Here is a 16,796-nt window from a genome sequence, read left to right as displayed (position 1 = left end):
GGCGTGAGCCGCACCGCTCAGTCGCTGATGCGGGCGAAACGCGCCTGCGGGCCGTGCTCGCCGGGCACCTGCTCAATGAACATCGCATAGGGCCGCACCCACAGGCCGCCCTCGCCATACAGAGCGCGGTAGAGAACCATCGGCTGCAGCGTCTCACTGCTGCGGACGATGTCGATCACTTCGTACTCGCCACCCTTGAAGTGGCGGTAGCGGCCAGGTGCCAGCGCGGGCAGCGGGGTCAGGTCGGTCATTGGTGGGCCCGTTACCTGCGTGCCGGCGACGCCGGGGTGGCGCAGTAGGCATCGATGGCTTCGGCGGTGTTGGCCAGGCCCTGCGCCTGTGCCAGTTCCCACGGGCGCTCGCAGCGCTGGCTGCGTTCGCACCACTGATAGCCGGCCGAACCGATGCAACCGTGCGCATCGCGATCGCCACCAACCACGGGTGTGGCGGCGTCATGGGTGACTGGTTTTTCCGGGCTGGCACACGCGGCCAGAGCCAGCAGCGGGATCAGCATCAGGACTTTCATGGGCGCGGCTCCGTGCCGTAAACCGACAGTCTGTTCGGTCCCGGCAGCAGCGGCAAGCATCGCTGGCCGATCCTCAACTCAGCGATGCGCGGACCAGTTCCTCGATCAATACCACGTAGCTGGCGGCGAAATAGAACTTCAGCAGCGTCGAACGCTGCAGTGGAAGCGAGGTGCGCATGTGGAAGGGGCCCCTGTTGATGACGATAGTGTGAAGCGCGGCTGACTTCGTGACAAGGGTCACGGAATGGGTTTCCTAAATGGCCTCAGGGATGTGATGGGGGGCGCTTTCTGAGGCGATGGTGGGGAGTTTTCGGATAAATCCGATAGGTCTTCTCCGGGGCGCTGGCTAGGCTGGTCGGGCATCGGAGATCGGCCTTGCGCCGGTCCCCCGATTTCCCAGAACCGCAGGAGCCCACCATGGTCATCACTGTCCAATGCACCGCCCAGCGCTGGTCCGTCCTGGATCCGCAGACACGCGCGACCGAAGTGTTCAGCACCGGTGCGGCCGCCTTCGATGCCGCTGCCTCTCGGGCCAGCGAGCATCACTGCCGTACCGGCCAGCACAGCACCGTGCGCGTGGAAGCGCTGGGCACCGCGGTCGACGCGCTGCACTTCGGCCGCTGAGCCACCGCAGCCGCAGTCAGTTGCGGTTGGGTTGGTTGAATGGGGGAAAAACCGCCATCGCGGCTCCCTCTGTGCGCAACGCCGGGAATCCCTGATGCTTGCCTCCACCGTATTCACCTGGAGACAAGGGATGGGCAAGGGACTCACTTGGCGCACCGTAGCGTGCGCCGTGTTGCCGATGATGGCTGCCGCTGGCGGCGTGCAGGCGCAGAACTATGGCTACGACGATCGCTACGATGATCGTGGTGGCAATGGCATCGTGCGCTGCGAATCGATCAAGAACCGCAGCAACGAGTGCCGGCTGGAAGGGCGTGCGCGCATGATCCGCCAGTTGTCCGGCTCCCCCTGTGTGGAAGGTGAGACCTGGGGCCAGTCCCGTTACGGTGTCTGGGTTACCCAGGGCTGCCGTGCCGAATTCGTCGGTGAATACCGGCGGCCGGGCGGTGGCGGCGGTGGTTGGGGTGGCGGTGGTGGCAACGGCTGGGGCGGGAGCCAGTGGGGGGGTGGTGGCCAGGTGATTGCCTGCCATTCCAATGACCGGCGCCAGCAGTACTGCGATGCGCAGGTTCGTCGCGGCGTGCGTCTGGTACGACAGGAATCGCGCAGTGCCTGCATCGAAGGCCAGACCTGGGGCTGGGACCGCCGTGGCATCTGGGTCAGCAATGGCTGCAGGGCCCAGTTCCAGGTGAACTGAGCGGCTGTCGCAATCGGCTCAAGATCAGAAAAATCTGATAGCGATCACACTTCTTTCCTCGTATTGTCGACTCCCGGGACGCCTTGCGCGTCCCGGTTCGCACTGGCCATTCCTGTCGCGCCTGGTGCGGTCATTCTCTCGTCGTCGATACGCTGTTCAAGGAGTGAGCAACGCATGTTGATCCGACTGCAATGTGAGCAGCGCCAATGGCGCGTGCTGCACCCGGACAAGCCGGAGCCGATCGAGTTCCGCGATGGCGTCCGTGCCTTCGATTTCGCCGAAACCCTGGCCCGCCTGCATTTCACCGATACCGGCCAGCGCGCCTCGGTGCGGGTGGAGTCCAGCGGTGCGTTTGTCGAGGCGATCAGCTACGGCTGAGCACGCCGCGTGTCGGCACGGTCCGCGCCATCCACGCTTGGCGTGGATCTGCTTTTGCGCCACCAGCAATCTGGTAGATCCACGCCATGCGTGGATGAGGAACCTGGGGAGCCACGCATGGCCTGGCCCCACCAGACCCCTGCAACGCTCTCAGCCCGCCGCGCTCAACGGCGGGTTGCCGGCGGCCAGCTGCGGCCAGCGCTTGAGCAGGGCCGCACGGATGCCGGCCGCATCGATGCCGGCCTCGGCCAGCAGGTCCTCGCGGCTGGCGTGATGCTGGAAGGCATCGGGCAGGCCCAGGTGCAGGATCGGACGCAGCACGTCCTCGGCATTGAGCAGTTCGGCCACGGCCGAACCTGCGCCGCCCGCCACCACGTTGTCTTCGATCGTTACCAGGGCGTCGTGCTGGTTGGCCATGGCCAGCACCAGCTCGCGATCGAGTGGCTTGATGAAACGCATGTTGACCACGCTCAAACCCAGTTCGCGACCCACCTGTTCGGCGGCGGCGACGGTGCTGCCGAACGCGAGCAGGGCGACGCGGTTGCCTTGCAGGCGCAGCTCGCCCTTGCCGATCGGCAGGGTCGACAGATCGCTGCCGGCATCCACGCCGGTACCGCTGCCGCGCGGGTAGCGCACCGCAGCCGGGCCGGGGTGCTGCAGGCCGGTGCTGAGCATCTGCCGGCACTCGGCTTCGTTGGAGGGTGCCATCACCACCATGTTCGGCACGCAGCGCAGGAAGCTGAGGTCGAGGTTGCCGGCGTGGGTTGCACCATCCGGGCCGACGACGCCGGCGCGATCGATCGCGAACAGCACGTCCAGGTCCTGGATGGCCACGTCATGCACCAACTGGTCGTACGCGCGCTGCAGGAAGGTGGAATAGATCGCCACCACCGGCTTGCCGCCCTGGGTGGCCATGCCTGCGGCCAGGGTCACCGCGTGCTGCTCTGCGATGGCCACATCGAAGTAGCGCTGCGGATATTCCCTGCTGAAGCGCACCAGGCCCGAGCCTTCGCGCATTGCCGGAGTGATGCCGTACAGACGCGGCTCGGCTGCGGCGGCGTCACACAACCAGTCGCCAAACACATCGGTATAGGTGGGCTTCTTCGCGCCGGTCTTGGCCACCAGGCCCTTGTCCGGATCGAACGGGCCCACCGCGTGGTAACCGATCTGGTCGCCTTCGGCCGGCTCGTAACCCTTGCCCTTGGTGGTCATCACATGCAGCAGCTTCGGGCCCTTGGAGGCACGCAGCGTCTTCAGCGCGGACAGCAGCGCCGGCAGGTCATGGCCATCGATCGGGCCGGTGTAATGGAAGCCCATTTCCTCGAACATCGTGGACGGCACGAACATGCCCTTCCAGTGTTCTTCCCAGCGCTTCACGAAACGCGCGGGATTGTTCTTCTTGTCGCCGAGGATCTTCTTGCCGCCTTCGCGCAGCGCATTGAGCGTGCGGCTGCCGGTGGCGCGGCCGAGCATCTTGGTCAGCCCGCCCACTGCCTCGGAAATCGACATGTTGTTGTCGTTGAGGATCACCAGCAGGTTCGGTTCCGGTTCCATGCCGCCGGCGTGCATCAGCGCTTCGAACGCCATGCCGGCGGTCATCGCACCGTCGCCGATCACGGCCACGACCTTGCGATCATCACCTTCGGTCTGGCGCGCGATGGCCATGCCCAGTGCCGCCGAGATCGAGGTCGAGGAGTGGCCGACACCGAAGGTGTCGTACTCGCTTTCCTCGCGCTTGGGGAACGGCGCGACGCCATCCTTCTGCTTGACGGTATGGATCTCGTCGCGGCGACCGGTGAGGATCTTGTGCGGATAGGTCTGGTGGCCGACGTCCCAGACCAGCTGGTCAACCGGGGTCTGGTACAGGTAGTGCAGGGCCACGGTGAGCTCGATCACGCCCAGGCCGGCGGCGAAATGGCCACCGCTTTTGCCGACCGATTCGATCAGGTAGGCACGCAGTTCATCGGCGACCGCCGTCAGTTCGGATTCGTCGAACGTGCGCAGGTCATCCGGTGTCTGGATGCGCGCGAGGCGGGGATAGCGGGCAGAGTCGATCATCATGTTCGCACTTGTTCTGAACGCCCATTTTCGCCCTCAAACGGGGGTGGGGCAAGCAAACGCCGCCGCCCGTGACAGGACGGTGAGGGTTGCATTCCCGGATGTTCAGGTGCAGAGCTTGGAACGCTTGGGCAGCTGGGCCCTCAGGAACGCCATCTGGTCGGCCAGGATGTTGCGGTTGGACAGGATCAGGTGCTCGATCCAGCTCGGCCGGTACGGCACCGCCAGCAGCGGCATGCCGGCCTGTTGCGGGGTGCGGTCGCTCTTGCGCGAATTGCAGTGGAAGCAGGCGGTGACTACGTTTTCCCAGGTATCCAGGCCGCCTTTGGACAAGGGCATGACGTGGTCGCGGGTCAGGGTCGGGCGTCCGAACTGCTGTCCACAGTAAAGACAGAGATGGGCATCGCGGGCGAACAGGGCCGGGTTGGTCAGGTTCGGTGTCGGGTCCAGTGCACGGGAGCGGGCATGGCCGCGCGCGGCGATGATCGGGTGCAGGTCCATTCCGCTCTGCATGCCACTGCGACGATTGGTCCCACCGTGGATGTGCAGGCAGGGATCGCCGAGGGTCCAGGCGACGGCATCGCGGGCGTAGAGACAGGCGGCGTCCTGCCAGGTGATCCAGTCCAGGACCCGGCCATGACCATCCAGTGAGAGCAACCGGACCGTGCCGGGTCGATGCAGCGTCGTGGCGTTGGGCGATGCTTCGGCGCCCGGAGCAGAAAACGGAGCTCCGGCTTCGATCAGACCCAAGCGTGTAGTGTCTGTCTCCATCGGGAAAACAGCTTATACCTGAATGTTGACGATTTGTGTATCGCCCGCTGGGCGATACACAAATCGTCAACATTCAGGTCCGCGCATTCTTCCTATCCCCCGCGCCGTCGGCGCGCCCCCCTTAGCAAAGGGGGGCTTTTCTCCAGAGGGATTTCGGTGGTTTCCATCCACGCTTGGCGTGGATCTACCGGGAAATTGTCGAAGGCGGGGTGGGGCCGGTTGCGGGGGCGTGAGCCGCATGGATGCGGCGACCGAGCTTACATGGACGTACTTGCAGCGTCCCCCGCAATTGGACCCACCCCGCCATCCCGCAGGAAACCAGCTGTTGCTGTTGCTCCAGCTGTTGCGGTTGCCGGCCAGCGGCCGGCACTCCCGTGGATGCCGGCTGCGGCCCGGCTCAGGCGCCGAAGCGTTCGTCGTCCATTGCCATCAGCGGTGCGGCGCCCGCCTGGATGGCGGCGGCGTGGCTGAGGGTGCGCGGCAGCACGCGGGCGAAGTAGAAGCGCGCGGTCTCGCGCTTGCCTCGGGCAAATGCCGCACCGTGTGCGCTGGCATCGGCGGCGGCAACGCTGCGGGCCCACCAGTAGGCCAGCACCACATAACCCGAATAGAACAGGTAGTCGTAGCTCGCTGCGCCCAGTTCGTCCGGATTGGCGGCCGAACGCTGCAGCACGTCCATCGTCAGCTTGCCCCACTCGGCGGCCTTGGCGCGCAGCGGGCCGATGAACTCGGCCAGGCTCTCGTTGCCTTCATTCGCCTTGGCGAACGCCTCGATCTCGGCCAGCATCAGTTTCAGGCCAGCGCCCTGGCTGGACGCGGTCTTGCGGCCGATCAGGTCCAGCGCCTGGATGCCGGTGGTGCCTTCATACAAGGTGGTGATGCGGGCATCGCGGGCCAGCTGTTCCATTCCGTGTTCGCGGATGTAGCCGTGGCCGCCGAAGCACTGCAGGGCGTTGTAGGTGTTCTCGATGCCCCATTCGGTCTGGCAGGCCTTCGAGATCGGTGTCAGGAAGCTCACCAGGGTGTCGGCGCGCTCGCGTTCACCGGCATCGTCTGCATGGTGGGCGACGTCGATCAGGGTGGCCGCATGCAGGGCCAGCAGGCGGCTGCCTTCCACCAGCGACTTGATGGTCAGCAGCATGCGACGCACGTCCGGATGCACCAGGATCGGGTCGGCTGGCTTGTCCGGGAACTTGGCGCCGCTGAGCGAACGCGACTGCAGGCGCTCGCGGCTGTACTTCAGCGCGTTCTGGTAGGCGCGCTCGGACAGGCCGATGCCCTGCAGGCCGACACCCAGGCGAGCAGTGTTCATCATGGTGAACATCGCCTGCAGGCCCTTGTGCGGCTGGCCGACCAGGTAGCCCTGGGCGCCATCGAAATTCATCACGCAGGTGACCGAGCCCTTGATGCCCATCTTGTGCTCGATCGAGCCGCAGCGCAGCGCGTTGCGCTCACCGACGTTGCCGTCGCGGTCGACCTTGAACTTCGGGGTGACGAACAGCGAGATGCCCTTGGCGCCCGGGGGAGCATCGGGCAGCTTGGCCAGCACCAGGTGCACGATGTTGCCGGTCAGGTCGTGCTCGCCGGCGGTGATGAAGATCTTGGTGCCGGTGATCGAATAGCTGCCATCGGCGTTCGGCTCGGCCTTGGTCTTGAGCAGGCCCAGGTCGGTGCCGCAATGCGGCTCGGTCAGGCACATGGTGCCGGTCCAGCGGCCTTCGATCAGCGGCTTCAGGAAGGCCTCGTGCTGCCAGGCTTCGCCGTGCTGCTTCAGCGCTTCGATGGCGCCGTGCGACAGCAGCGGGAAGTTGCCCCACGCCAGGTTGGCGGCGTTGATCATTTCATTGAGCGGCACGCCCAGCGTGTGCGGCAGGCCCTGGCCGCCCAGTTCCGGCGCCGCGGTCAGGCCGGTCCAGCCGCCGTCGACGAACTGGTCGTAGGCCTGCTTGAAGCCGGGCGGCGTGGTCACTTCGCCGCTGGCCTGGTCGAGCACGCAGCCGATCTCGTCGCCCACGCTGTTGAGCGGGGCCAGCACGCTGGCGCTGAAGCGGCCGGCTTCTTCCAGCACGGCATCGACGACATCGGCGGTGGCGTCGGTGAAGCCAAGACGGGCGAACAGCGGCTCGACCTTCAGCACATCGTGCAGGCCGAAACGAAGGTCGGAAAGCGGGGCGGTGTAGCTGCTCATCGGTGCGTCTCGATTTGATCAGTAACAGGGGGGGCGGCGCGATGCGTCGCGGCGGAAAGCGGAGATCAGCGCAGCACGCCGGGCAGGCCCGGGGCCTGGTTGAGCGTGCTGCGGCTGTTGATATCGAAGGTGCGCTGCTTCTTTTCCTGCGGCGTGGCCGACACCGTGCCCTTCAGGCTGTAGGCAAGGGTGCGATTGCTGGCCAGTGCGTCGGCGATCACCAGGCGTGCGGCCGGGCTGGGCTTGAAGTTGACGTTGATGACATCGGCAGAGACGCCGCCGATGGAGATGCCCGGCTTGGCCGACAGCGGGCCGGCCTCGGTGTCGCCGATGGTCAGGGCCAGTGCGACGTCGTCGAAACTCATCGGCATCGAACTGTAGTTCTGCAGGCGCAGGGCGACAGTCCAGTCGCCATTGGCCTGCACGGTCAGCTGCTGCAGGCTCGCGGCCGGTTCCGAAACACGCTTGACGATGCCATCGCCGCAAGCGACCAGGGCCAGGGTGCACAGGACGATCAAGACGGTACGGAAGCGGTGGAACATGGGCGCAGGTCCTCTGAAGGCGGTGCGTGGGGTAAGCATACTACGGCGTATGGTGGAAAGGGTCGCCCGCGGCGACCGGCCACAGAGGGTAGCGCGTGAAGATGCACGCGAGGCGTGCGCGATGCCGGATTGCGGACGTTGCGTGCGCCGGTTGGGCAGCGCCTCAGTCGGCGGGCGCGTCGCGCACGGGCGCGTCGTGCACGGGCGCCATCAAACGCAGCGGCGCCAGGTCGTAACCCATCGCTTGCGCCTTCGCCTTGAGCTGGTCGAACAGGGCGCGGTCCATCTCCGGCAGGCGCGCGAGGATCCACAGATACCTGCGGCCGGGTTCACCGACCATCGCCCACTGGTAGTCCGGGTCCAGCGCGATCACCCAGTAGTCGGCCCAGACCAGGGGCACCCAGCTCAGCCAGTCGGGAACGAAGCGTACCTGCAGTTGGCCGGGCTGCCCGGCAACGGGCCGCGCCACACCCTCGGCGACAATCCGCTCGCCATCGGCCTTGCGGCAGGCGTTGGTGACGCTGATCCGGCCATCGCGGCGCAGCCCGTAGTTGGCAGTGATCTCGCCCACGCATTGCTTCTGGAACGACACCGGTAGATGGGCGATCTCGTGCCACTGGCCGGCATAGCGATCGATGTCCAGTTCGCTGACCGCGCGCACGGGCTCGGCAGCGAGTGCCGGTGCGGCGAAAAGCAGCAGGCAGGCGAGCAGGGCAGGGTGCAAGCGCATTGGTCGGCTCCGGGCAGGAGTCTGGAGCGTAGGTTGCGAAGCACGCGGAGGTGTGAATGTTTCGTCAACCCACGTGCCGCATCCGCGCAGGATCGATGCGGCGCGATCCATGTCGTGCGTGGACGGAACGTCACGGACAAAAAAAAGACCTGCATTTCTGCAGGTCTTTGAACATGGTGGCCGAGGACGGAATCGAACCGCCGACACGGGGATTTTCAATCCCCTGCTCTACCAACTGAGCTACTCGGCCATGTAGAAAAAAAAGACCCGCATTTCTGCAGGTCTTCGAAAGTGGTGGCCGAGGACGGAATCGAACCGCCGACACGGGGATTTTCAATCCCCTGCTCTACCAACTGAGCTACTCGGCCACTTGTTTCGTTGCAGCGATGTCGCTGCCGAGGACGCGCATATTACGGACGTAGGACAGGTTCGGCAAGCGTTTTGGAAAAAAACCTTCACATTGGTGTCTGCGGCCAGCGGAAGTACCTGCAAGTGGTTGATCCTGCGTAGAGCCGGCCTGACCGGGAATGCCGGACGCGGAAAACAGCGGCCCGTCGCTGGCGCCAAAGGTGACGGGGCAAGCGATGCAGCGGCGGAGTGGGGAAGGCACCGATGGAACGCTGTTTTCATGGCACCCACGAGGGCAGGGCGCGGCGTACTGTCGCGGTTCCTCTCCCGACGCTGCCCGCAGCAGAGCCATTGGACATGTCCGATTCAACTACCCGCATTGTGCTTGCCTCGCGCCCGCAAGGTGCGCCGGTCGCCGCCAATTTCCGCCTCGAACAGGTGCCGCTGCCGGCATTGGGCCCGGGCCAGGTGCTGCTGCGCAACCGCTACCTGTCGTTGGATCCGTACATGCGCGGACGCATGGACGATGGCCCGTCGTACGCACCGCCGGTGGCAGTGGATGCGGTGATGGAGGGCCAGACCGTGGCCGAGGTGCTGCAGTCGCAGGTGCCTGGCCTGGCGGTGGGCGAGCTGGTGCTGGCCCCCGGCGGCTGGCAGACGCATGCCGTGGTGGCGGGTGATGCGATCAGCCGGCACCTGGATCCGGCCGGGCTGCCGCTGAGCACAGCGTTGGGCGTGTACGGCATGCCGGGGTTCACCGCGTACTCCAGCCTGATCGAAATCGGCAAGCTGCAACCCGGCGAGACCCTGGTGGTGGCCGCTGCCAGTGGACCGGTCGGCGCCACCGTGGCCCAGTTGGCAAAGCTGCAGGGCGCGCGCGTAGTTGCCATCGCCGGCGGTGAGGCCAAGCGTGCCTATCTGGAAACACTGGGCGTGGACGTGGCGCTGGACCATCGCGCCTCTGGTTTTGCCGAACAGCTGCGCGCTGCCGTGCCGGATGGCATCGACGTGTACTTCGAGAACGTGGGTGGCCATGTGCTCGATGCCGTGCTGCCGCTGCTCAATGATTTCGCGCGCATTCCGGTGTGCGGCACCATCGCCACCTACAACGCCCGCGGCGTCGCGCAGCCCGGACCGGATCGGCTGCCTGCGCTGTTCAGCCAGATCCTGCGCCAGCGCCTGACCGTGCGTGGCTTCATCGTGCATGACTTCAAGCATCTGTGGCCGGATTTCGAGCGCGACATGCCGCAGTGGCTGCGCGATGGACGCATCCAGTATCGCGAGGACGTCGTGCAGGGCCTGGAAAATGCACCCGAAGCCTTCTTCGGCCTGCTGCAGGGGCGCAACTTCGGCAAGCTGGTGGTGAAGCTGGATTGAGCGACCGCGTCAGCGACGGGTCATCTTTTCCCGCCGCAGCAGTTCGCGCTTGCGTTCCACGCCCCAGGCATAGCCGGACAGATCTCCGTCGCGCCGCACCACGCGGTGGCAGGGGACCGCCACTGCGAGAGGATTGCTGGCACAGGCGCGGGCTACCGCACGACTGGCACGCGGCGCGCCGATCCGCGCTGCGATGTCGGCGTAGGACGCAGTCTGTCCGTGCGGAATGCGCTGCAGTGCCTGCCATACCCGCTGCTGGAAGGCGGTGCCACGGATATCCAGCGGCAGCGCGGTGCCGCGCGCGGGCTCTTCGACCAGGCCGATGACCTGGGCGATGAGGTGTTCGTAGCCCCGATCGGCACCCACCAGTTCAGCTTGCCGAAAGCGCTGCTGCAGGGAGTACAGCAACGCTTCTGGATCATCGCCCAGCAGGATCGCGACCACGCCGGTGCTGCTGCTTGCCACCAGTACGCTGCCCAGCGTGCTCTGTGCAATCGCGAATCGGATGACCTCGCCGCCGCCACCCGCGCGCCAGCGCTTGGGTGTCATCCCCAACAGGCGGGGTGCATTTTCGTAGAAGCGTCCGCTGGAACCGAATCCCGCCTCGTGGAAGGCATCGGTGATCCGGTCCTGGCGTTGCAGCCCTTCGCGCAGGCGGTCGGCGCGCAGGGCAGTGGCGTACTGCTTCGGGGTCACGCCGGTGGCTTGCTTGAACAGGCGATGCAGGCGGGACGGGCTGCAGCCGGCGATGTCGGCCAGTTCCTGCAGCGACGGTTCGTCAACGCTGGTCTGCAGATGACGGCAGACCCGTTCAATACGGGCATCCAGATCGATATCGGCGGTGCTGTCCATGTCGTGATTCTGGCATGCACCAGGGCAGTGGAAACTCCGTTTCCTGCACCCGCCGGCCGGGTCTGGAAACGGAGTGTCGGCGTGGCCGTGCAGGCGCATGGTTGCGGGCATATCCCAACCCGGAGCACATCCATGCGGCTGCACGAAAAGATCATCCTCATCACCGGCGCCAGCGCCGGCATTGGCCGCGCCAGCGCGCTGCGTTTCGCTGCTGAGGGCGCGCGACTGGTCCTCAATGCGCGGCGCCCACAGCCGCTTCATGAACTGGCTGCGCAGATCCGCGCAAGCGGCGGCGAAGTGGCCGTGCATGCGGGTGACGTGGCCGATGCTGCCACCGCGCAGGTGCTGGTCGATCTGGCCCAACAGTCATTTGGCGGATTGGATGCCGCCATCAACAACGCCGGCATGCTCGGCCCCAGCCTGCCCACCGCAGAGCTCCCTGCCGATGCCTGGCGCGAGGTGGTGGCCACCAACCTGGATGCCGCTTTCCATGCGGCGCGCGCGCAGTTGCCGGCATTGCTGGCACGCGGCGGTGGCTCGCTGGTGTTCGTCGGCACGTTCGTCGGCCACACCGTGGGATTCCCGGGCATGGCGGCCTATGCAGCGAGCAAGGCCGGGCTGATCGGCCTGAGCCAGGTGATCGCCGCCGAGTACGGTGCGCGCGGCGTACGCAGCAACGTGCTGCTGCCCGGTGGCACCGACACCGAAATGGGCCGGCAGGCCGCGCCCACGGGCGATGCGCGTGATTTCGTGCGCTCGCTGCACGCCCTCAAGCGCATGGCTGAGCCGGAAGAGATCGCCAACGCGGCGTTGTTCCTGGCCAGCGATGAAAGCAGTTTCGTCACTGGCAGCGCGATGCGTGTCGAGGGAGGAGTGTCGATTACCCGCACCTGAGCATGCTCACCGGAGTGGCCGGTAGCGGATGCCGCTGCTGGCCATGAACCCCTTCGGATCGAAACCGGCCCAGGCGTCGCCCCAGTCGAAGCGGGCGTGCCCACCTGCCAGCGTCCGCCCCAGTGCCGCGCCGAGCGTGCGCTTCATGAAGGCGACCTCGGCGTCGATGGTCGCCTGGGTCGGCCAGCCCTCCTGCAGCTCTGCACCAGGCAGTTCGACGCCCATCGTCACCATGTCCAGTTGCTGGCCGCGGAAGCACAGGCTGATGCCTGCGCGGGCGCCGCCCAGGCTCAGCCCCTGTAGGCTCAGCCACAGATAGCCTGTGCCGACGTTGCGTTCGCCTTGGATCCACGCGGCAAACGCGATGCGCGCCTGGTCCAGTGACAGCGCGGGGCCGATCCGGGTCGGCAGGTTGCCGATCTGGATGCGTCCATCGGCGGCGTCGATGGTCATTGGCGCTGCTGGCGAAGCGGACTGCGCACGAGAGGGCATGGCATATTCCGATAAACATGATGCTTTCTGATTCTGGGGGTGAGCCGAGTGCGGTCGCAAGGCCGAGGCTGCACACGGTGTTGGCGCCGGACTGACCTGCGGCTCACGCCCCACGCTCTAGCGTAGCCGGGAGCATCGGTCCCCCGCCGATGACGGAGCTTTCGATGAGCGAGCGCGACAAGGACCAGGCTGACCCCAAGCAGGGCGTGCAGGAAAGCCGGCAGGACAAGCAGCAGGATGAAGTGGCCAAGCAGCGTCCCGGCCAGCAGGACCAGAAGGTGCGCGATGCACATTCGCGTGCACCCGCGCGCAAGGACGGCGGGCAGGACCCGGCCTGAGCGGCTGGCCAGAACAGAAAGCCCCGGCAGTGCCGGGGCTTTCTGTTTTTCATATGGTGGAGCCAAGGAGGATCGAACTCCTGACCTCGTCATTGCGAACGACGCGCTCTCCCAGCTGAGCTATGGCCCCATGGGGGTGTTGCATCCCGTGGGCAGCGGAGCTGGCGCCACGTGACGGCCCTAGCATAGCGCTGGCCGGTGCCGGCTGCAAAGGGGCGGGCCGGACACAGCGGCGCAGGTGCTCTGCGCCGCTGCAGGCCTGGCGCAGGGCAGCAGGGCCGCCGCGCGTTGGATCGCGATGTCGGTCGCCGCCGACACACCATGCAGGTGGATGCAGGCGTGGATCATCCCCGGCAGGCGCTCCTGCGTGCAGTCCACACCCGCTTCCCGCAGGTTGGCGGCGTACTGTTCAGCTTCGTCGCGCAGCGGATCGAACTCACAGCTCAGCACCGTGGCCGCCGGCAGGCCACGCAGATCGCGGGCGTGCAGGGGCGAAGCCAGCGCCTGTCGGCGGTCACTGTCGCCGAGGTAGGCCTGCCAGCAGCGCTGCATCAGTTCAGCGCTGAGGTAGTGGCCGTCGGCGAACTCGCGGTAGGAGCCGCTGGCCATGGTGGCATCCAGTGCCGGGTACAGCAGCAGTTGATGCGATGGCAACGGCAGTCCCTGATCGCGCAGCAGCAGGCAGCACGCGGCGGCGAGATTGCCGCCGGCGCTGTCGCCGCCGATGACCAGCCGTGCCGGATCAAGACCCAGCGCGGCGGCATGGGCCTGCAGCCACAGCCACGCATCGGCGACGTCGTGCAGCGGCGTCGGGAACGGATGCTCCGGCGCCAGGCGATAGCCGACGGCAGCGACGACATGGCCGCTGGCATTGGCCAGGGCCCGGCAGGGGCCGTCATAGACCGCCAGCGAGCACTGGAACCAACCACCGCCGTGGGCGAACAACATGGCAGGGCGCAGCTCGGTGCCGTTGGCTGCGGGCGTATACAGGCGCACGACGAGCGCATGGCCGTCGCGCGCGCTGATGACGTGCTCCACGACATGCGATACCACCTCGGTGGCACCCTGCAGCGTGGGCAGCGCCTGCTCGCTCAGTGCGCGCAGTTCGAGCAGATCGTCTGGCAGTGGTTGCGCCGCCACCGCATCCACGAACGATTGCAACGCAGGTTCAAGCGGCATGGTCAGCCTCCTGCAGGAACGGCAGCAGCTGGGCGAGGAAGGCGTCCGGTGCTTCTTCCATGATGAAGTGGCCACAGCCCGGCACGACGCTGCCGCGCAGGTCATCGGCGTGCGGCTGCAGGGTCAGCATCGGCGCGTTGCCGGTGGCGTGCTCGGCGCCGATGGCCAGCACCGGCATCGTCAGCCGGCGTTGTGCGCGGAGCTGGTTCTGGCGGATGGTTTCCGGAATCGCGCGGTACCAGGCAAACCCTGCACGCAACGCGCCGGGGCGGCTGTAGGCGGCGATGTAGGTTTCGCTGGCCACCGCGTCGCGCCGGTACGACCAGCGGTCGAACATGAAGTCCAGGTAGGCACGTTCGCGACCGGTGATGAGGGCCTCGGGCAGATCGGCCACCTGGTTGAACATGAAGTGCCACAGGAAGATGTTGTCGGCCGGCGCGGCGAAGATGCCCGGCTCGGGTGCCAACCCGGGAATCACCGCCTCGGTCACGGCCAGGCGCTGCACCGCCTGCGGCTGGTCGCTGGCCAATGCATAGGCGATCCACATGCCGATGTCATGGCCGACCACCTGATAGCGCTCGTGGCCCAGCGCCTGCATGGTCTGGTGCAGTACTGCGGCGGCGCTGCCGGTGTCGTAGCCGTGCGCAGGGCGATCGGATTCGCCGATGCCGGGCGGGTCGACCGCGATCGCTTCGAAGCCGGCCTCGGCCAGCGCATGCAGCACGTGGCGCCAGGCGTACCAGGTCTGCGGCCAGCCGGGAATCAACAGCACCGGTTGACCGCTGCCGGCGGAGACGCAATGCACGCGCTGGCCGTCGATGCGCAGGTAGTGGTGGCGCAGGGTGTCGTCGCCGGGGGTACCAGCGGTGGAAAAATTCGTCATGGGGATGTTCCTGTGGGGGCTCAGGCGATGCCGAGCATGTGCTGCATCTGGGCGCTGCTGATCGGCGCGCCGGCGAAGTCGTCGAAGATCTTGTCGGTGACCGGGATGATGTGGTCGCGGATGAAGGCGGCACCTTCGCGCGCGCCGGCTTCCTGGTCCTTCAGGCAGCACTCCCATTCCAGCGTTGCCCAGCCGGCGTAGTCGTGCTGCGCCAACTTGGAGAAGATCGACTTGAAATCGACCTGGCCATCGCCCAGCGAGCGGAAGCGGCCCGCGCGTTCGGTCCAGTCGGCGTAGCCACCGTAGATGCCCTGGCGACCATTGGGACGGAACTCCGCATCCTTGACGTGGAACATGCGGATCAGTGGATGGTAGATGTCCAGGAACTGCAGGTAATCCAGCTGCTGCAGCACGAAGTGGCTGGGATCGAACAGGATGCGGCAGCGCTCGTGCTGGCCCACACGCTCGAAGAAGCGTTCGAAGCTGGTGCCATCGTGCAGGTCTTCGCTGGGATGGATTTCGTAGCAGAGGTTGATGCCGTTGTCCCCGCAGGTATCGAGGATCGGCCGCCAGCGGCGTGCCAGCTCATCGAATGCGGCATCGATCAGGCCCGGCGGACGCTGCGGGAAGGGGAACAGGTAGGGCCAGGCGAATGAGCCGGAGAAGGTGCCCATGTCCTGCAGCCCGAGCCGGCGCGAGGCGCGGGCGGCCAGATGCAGCTGCTGCTGTGCCCATTCGCTGCGTGCCTGCGGGTTGCCGCGCAGTGCTTCCGGTGCGAAACCATCGCACAGCTCATCGTAGGCCGGATGCACCGCCACCAGCTGACCCAGGATGTGGGTGGTCAGCTCGCTGACCTGCAGGCCGTGCTCGGCCAGGGTGCCACGCAGGTCATCGCAGTAGTCCTGGCTGTCGGCGGCGGTGGCCAGGTCGAACAGGCGCGCGTCCCATGCCGGAATCTGCAGGGCCTTGAAACCATGACCGGCCGCCCAGGCGGCGATGCCGGACAGGCTGTCGAACGGCGCCTGGTCGCCAGCGAACTGCGCCAGATGCAGGCTGGGGCCTTTGAGGGTTTGCATGTGTTGCTCCAATTGTTTGTCGGTCGACAAAGAATAGGCGCGTGCATCTGGATGGTCAACACCCGCGTTACACTGCGCGCCTCAGAACGGCAGGCAGGCAGATGGCAGGGCGACCGCGCGAATTCGACAGGGACCAGGCATTGCGCAAGGCGATGCTGCTGTTCTGGCAGCACGGCTATGAGGGCACCTCGATGTCGGCCCTGGTCGAAGCGCTTGGCATTGCCTCGGCGCGCATCTACGCCGCGTTCGGCAGCAAGGAGCAGCTGTTCCGCGAAGCGGTGGCGCTGTACGAGGAAGGCGAGGGCGGCTTCGCGCCGCGCGCGCTGGAGCAGGCGTCACTGCGCGATGCGATCGGCAGCATGCTGCGGGATGCCGTGTTGACCTACACCCGTCGCGGTCGTCCGCATGGCTGCCTGGTAGTGTCCTCGGCCAGCAGCGTGTCACCGGATGGCGAGGGCGTGCGCGACTGGCTGGCCAGCCACCGCCGCCAGCGCACGGCGGCGATCATCGCGCGGCTGCAGCAGGCGCAGGCGGCTGGCGAGCTGGCGGCCGATCTATCCGTGCAGGCGCTGGGCGATCATTTCGCCACGGTGCTGCATGGCATCTCGGTGCAGGCGCGAGACGGCATCAGCCGCGAACGCCTGCTGGCGATGGTCGAGGTCGCGCTGGCGCCGTTACCGCAGCACGGCTGAGGCGGGGACTGTGCCGAAAACGGCCTGATCCCCCTGCTGTCTGCCGGCGCAACGAAATTGTAACAATTTGGAGGATAATGGCCGCTTGCGCAGTTTTCCTCCTATTTGCCGCCCGGTCAGCGCAGGCCGCACGGACGCCTCCTCAGAGCTTTCG

Annotated in this window: 19 protein-coding genes and 3 tRNA genes; 7 read left to right on the top strand and 15 right to left on the bottom strand. The window is 66.5% G+C overall.

Annotated elements, in window-relative coordinates; translation table 11 throughout:
* Positions 1-17: 17 nt before the first annotated feature.
* Positions 18-251, bottom strand: coding sequence for a DUF1653 domain-containing protein (locus J2X70_RS06805; protein WP_025876328.1), 234 nt, complete (start codon positions 249-251; stop codon positions 18-20).
* Between the two features lie 11 nt (positions 252-262).
* A complete protein-coding gene (locus J2X70_RS06800) occupies positions 263-526 on the bottom strand; it encodes a hypothetical protein (protein ID WP_033831612.1) in 264 nt (87 codons plus the stop codon).
* Between the two features lie 417 nt (positions 527-943).
* Here J2X70_RS06800 and J2X70_RS06795 point away from each other — a divergent pair, with 417 nt between their 5' ends.
* The 3 genes from J2X70_RS06795 (at position 944) to J2X70_RS06785 (ending at position 2,222) form a co-directional block, all read left to right on the top strand.
* Positions 944-1,150 (top strand): hypothetical protein, encoded by a 207-nt coding sequence (locus J2X70_RS06795; RefSeq protein WP_025876332.1) that lies wholly within the window; start codon positions 944-946, stop codon positions 1,148-1,150.
* Positions 1,151-1,280: 130 nt separating this feature from the next.
* Complete coding sequence (locus J2X70_RS06790) at positions 1,281-1,844, top strand: DUF3011 domain-containing protein (RefSeq protein WP_025876334.1); 564 nt, start codon at positions 1,281-1,283, stop codon at positions 1,842-1,844.
* Between the two features lie 174 nt (positions 1,845-2,018).
* A complete protein-coding gene (locus J2X70_RS06785; RefSeq protein ID WP_032978640.1) occupies positions 2,019-2,222 on the top strand; it encodes a hypothetical protein in 204 nt (67 codons plus the stop codon).
* A gap of 150 nt (positions 2,223-2,372) precedes the next feature.
* Here the strand turns inward: J2X70_RS06785 and dxs are convergent, their stop codons facing one another.
* The 7 genes from dxs to J2X70_RS06750 form a co-directional block, all read right to left on the bottom strand.
* Positions 2,373-4,280 carry a 1-deoxy-D-xylulose-5-phosphate synthase gene (dxs, locus tag J2X70_RS06780; RefSeq protein WP_032951912.1) on the bottom strand — a complete coding sequence of 636 codons (1,908 nt, stop codon included), beginning with the start codon at positions 4,278-4,280 and terminating at the stop codon, positions 2,373-2,375.
* 105 nt (positions 4,281-4,385) lie between these two features.
* Complete coding sequence (locus tag J2X70_RS06775; protein ID WP_025876340.1) at positions 4,386-5,051, bottom strand: HNH endonuclease; 666 nt, start codon at positions 5,049-5,051, stop codon at positions 4,386-4,388.
* Between the two features lie 397 nt (positions 5,052-5,448).
* Entirely contained in the window at positions 5,449-7,239 is a 1,791-nt protein-coding gene (locus J2X70_RS06770; RefSeq protein ID WP_309909555.1) for an acyl-CoA dehydrogenase C-terminal domain-containing protein, read from the bottom strand.
* A gap of 65 nt (positions 7,240-7,304) precedes the next feature.
* The gene (locus J2X70_RS06765; protein ID WP_025876342.1) at positions 7,305-7,781 is read right to left on the bottom strand and encodes an LEA type 2 family protein; all 477 of its coding nucleotides are present in this window, start codon (positions 7,779-7,781) and stop codon (positions 7,305-7,307) included.
* Positions 7,782-7,944: 163 nt separating this feature from the next.
* Positions 7,945-8,511 carry a lipocalin family protein gene (locus J2X70_RS06760; protein ID WP_025876343.1) on the bottom strand — a complete coding sequence of 189 codons (567 nt, stop codon included), beginning with the start codon at positions 8,509-8,511 and terminating at the stop codon, positions 7,945-7,947.
* Between the two features lie 174 nt (positions 8,512-8,685).
* Positions 8,686-8,761, bottom strand: a tRNA-Phe gene (locus tag J2X70_RS06755).
* 42 nt (positions 8,762-8,803) lie between these two features.
* Positions 8,804-8,879 (bottom strand) — tRNA-Phe (locus tag J2X70_RS06750).
* Positions 8,880-9,216: 337 nt separating this feature from the next.
* Between J2X70_RS06750 and J2X70_RS06745 the strand changes: the two genes are divergently transcribed.
* The gene (locus tag J2X70_RS06745) at positions 9,217-10,236 is read left to right on the top strand and encodes an NADP-dependent oxidoreductase (RefSeq protein WP_279209042.1); all 1,020 of its coding nucleotides are present in this window, start codon (positions 9,217-9,219) and stop codon (positions 10,234-10,236) included.
* Between the two features lie 9 nt (positions 10,237-10,245).
* Here the strand turns inward: J2X70_RS06745 and J2X70_RS06740 are convergent, their stop codons facing one another.
* A complete protein-coding gene (locus J2X70_RS06740) occupies positions 10,246-11,088 on the bottom strand; it encodes a methylated-DNA--[protein]-cysteine S-methyltransferase (protein ID WP_059064687.1) in 843 nt (280 codons plus the stop codon).
* 132 nt (positions 11,089-11,220) lie between these two features.
* On the opposite strand from J2X70_RS06740, the gene J2X70_RS06735 reads away from it, so the two are divergent.
* Entirely contained in the window at positions 11,221-11,982 is a 762-nt protein-coding gene (locus J2X70_RS06735; RefSeq protein WP_309909550.1) for an SDR family oxidoreductase, read from the top strand.
* 6 nt (positions 11,983-11,988) lie between these two features.
* On the opposite strand, the gene J2X70_RS06730 is transcribed toward J2X70_RS06735, so the two are convergent.
* Entirely contained in the window at positions 11,989-12,474 is a 486-nt protein-coding gene (locus J2X70_RS06730) for a hypothetical protein (protein WP_279209041.1), read from the bottom strand.
* A 164-nt stretch (positions 12,475-12,638) separates the two neighbouring features.
* On the opposite strand from J2X70_RS06730, the gene J2X70_RS06725 reads away from it, so the two are divergent.
* Positions 12,639-12,812: a hypothetical protein gene (locus J2X70_RS06725; RefSeq protein WP_162887676.1), complete on the top strand. Its 174-nt coding sequence runs from the start codon at positions 12,639-12,641 to the stop codon at positions 12,810-12,812.
* Positions 12,813-12,866: 54 nt separating this feature from the next.
* On the opposite strand, the gene J2X70_RS06720 is transcribed toward J2X70_RS06725, so the two are convergent.
* From J2X70_RS06720 to J2X70_RS06705, 4 genes are all read right to left on the bottom strand, one after another.
* A tRNA-Ala gene (locus tag J2X70_RS06720) sits at positions 12,867-12,942 on the bottom strand.
* A gap of 50 nt (positions 12,943-12,992) precedes the next feature.
* Positions 12,993-13,991 carry an alpha/beta hydrolase gene (locus J2X70_RS06715; RefSeq protein ID WP_309909548.1) on the bottom strand — a complete coding sequence of 333 codons (999 nt, stop codon included), beginning with the start codon at positions 13,989-13,991 and terminating at the stop codon, positions 12,993-12,995.
* Positions 13,981-14,874, bottom strand: coding sequence for an alpha/beta hydrolase (locus J2X70_RS06710; RefSeq protein ID WP_301864054.1), 894 nt, complete (start codon positions 14,872-14,874; stop codon positions 13,981-13,983). The genes J2X70_RS06715 and J2X70_RS06710 overlap by 11 nt, the downstream gene beginning before the upstream one ends.
* Positions 14,875-14,894: 20 nt before the next feature.
* Positions 14,895-15,950, bottom strand: a complete 1,056-nt coding sequence (locus J2X70_RS06705; RefSeq protein WP_279209039.1) for a sugar phosphate isomerase/epimerase — start codon at positions 15,948-15,950, stop codon at positions 14,895-14,897.
* 101 nt (positions 15,951-16,051) lie between these two features.
* On the opposite strand from J2X70_RS06705, the gene J2X70_RS06700 reads away from it, so the two are divergent.
* A complete protein-coding gene (locus tag J2X70_RS06700) occupies positions 16,052-16,642 on the top strand; it encodes a TetR/AcrR family transcriptional regulator (protein ID WP_025876357.1) in 591 nt (196 codons plus the stop codon).
* Positions 16,643-16,796: the final 154 nt, after the last annotated feature.

Origin of the sequence: Stenotrophomonas sp. 1337 (assembly GCF_031455455.1) — a bacterium.
GTDB classification, from domain to species: Bacteria; Pseudomonadota; Gammaproteobacteria; order Xanthomonadales; family Xanthomonadaceae; genus Stenotrophomonas; species Stenotrophomonas indicatrix.
The sequence above is the reverse complement of the archived record's forward strand: the minus strand, read 5'-3'. Positions and strand labels throughout refer to the sequence as shown.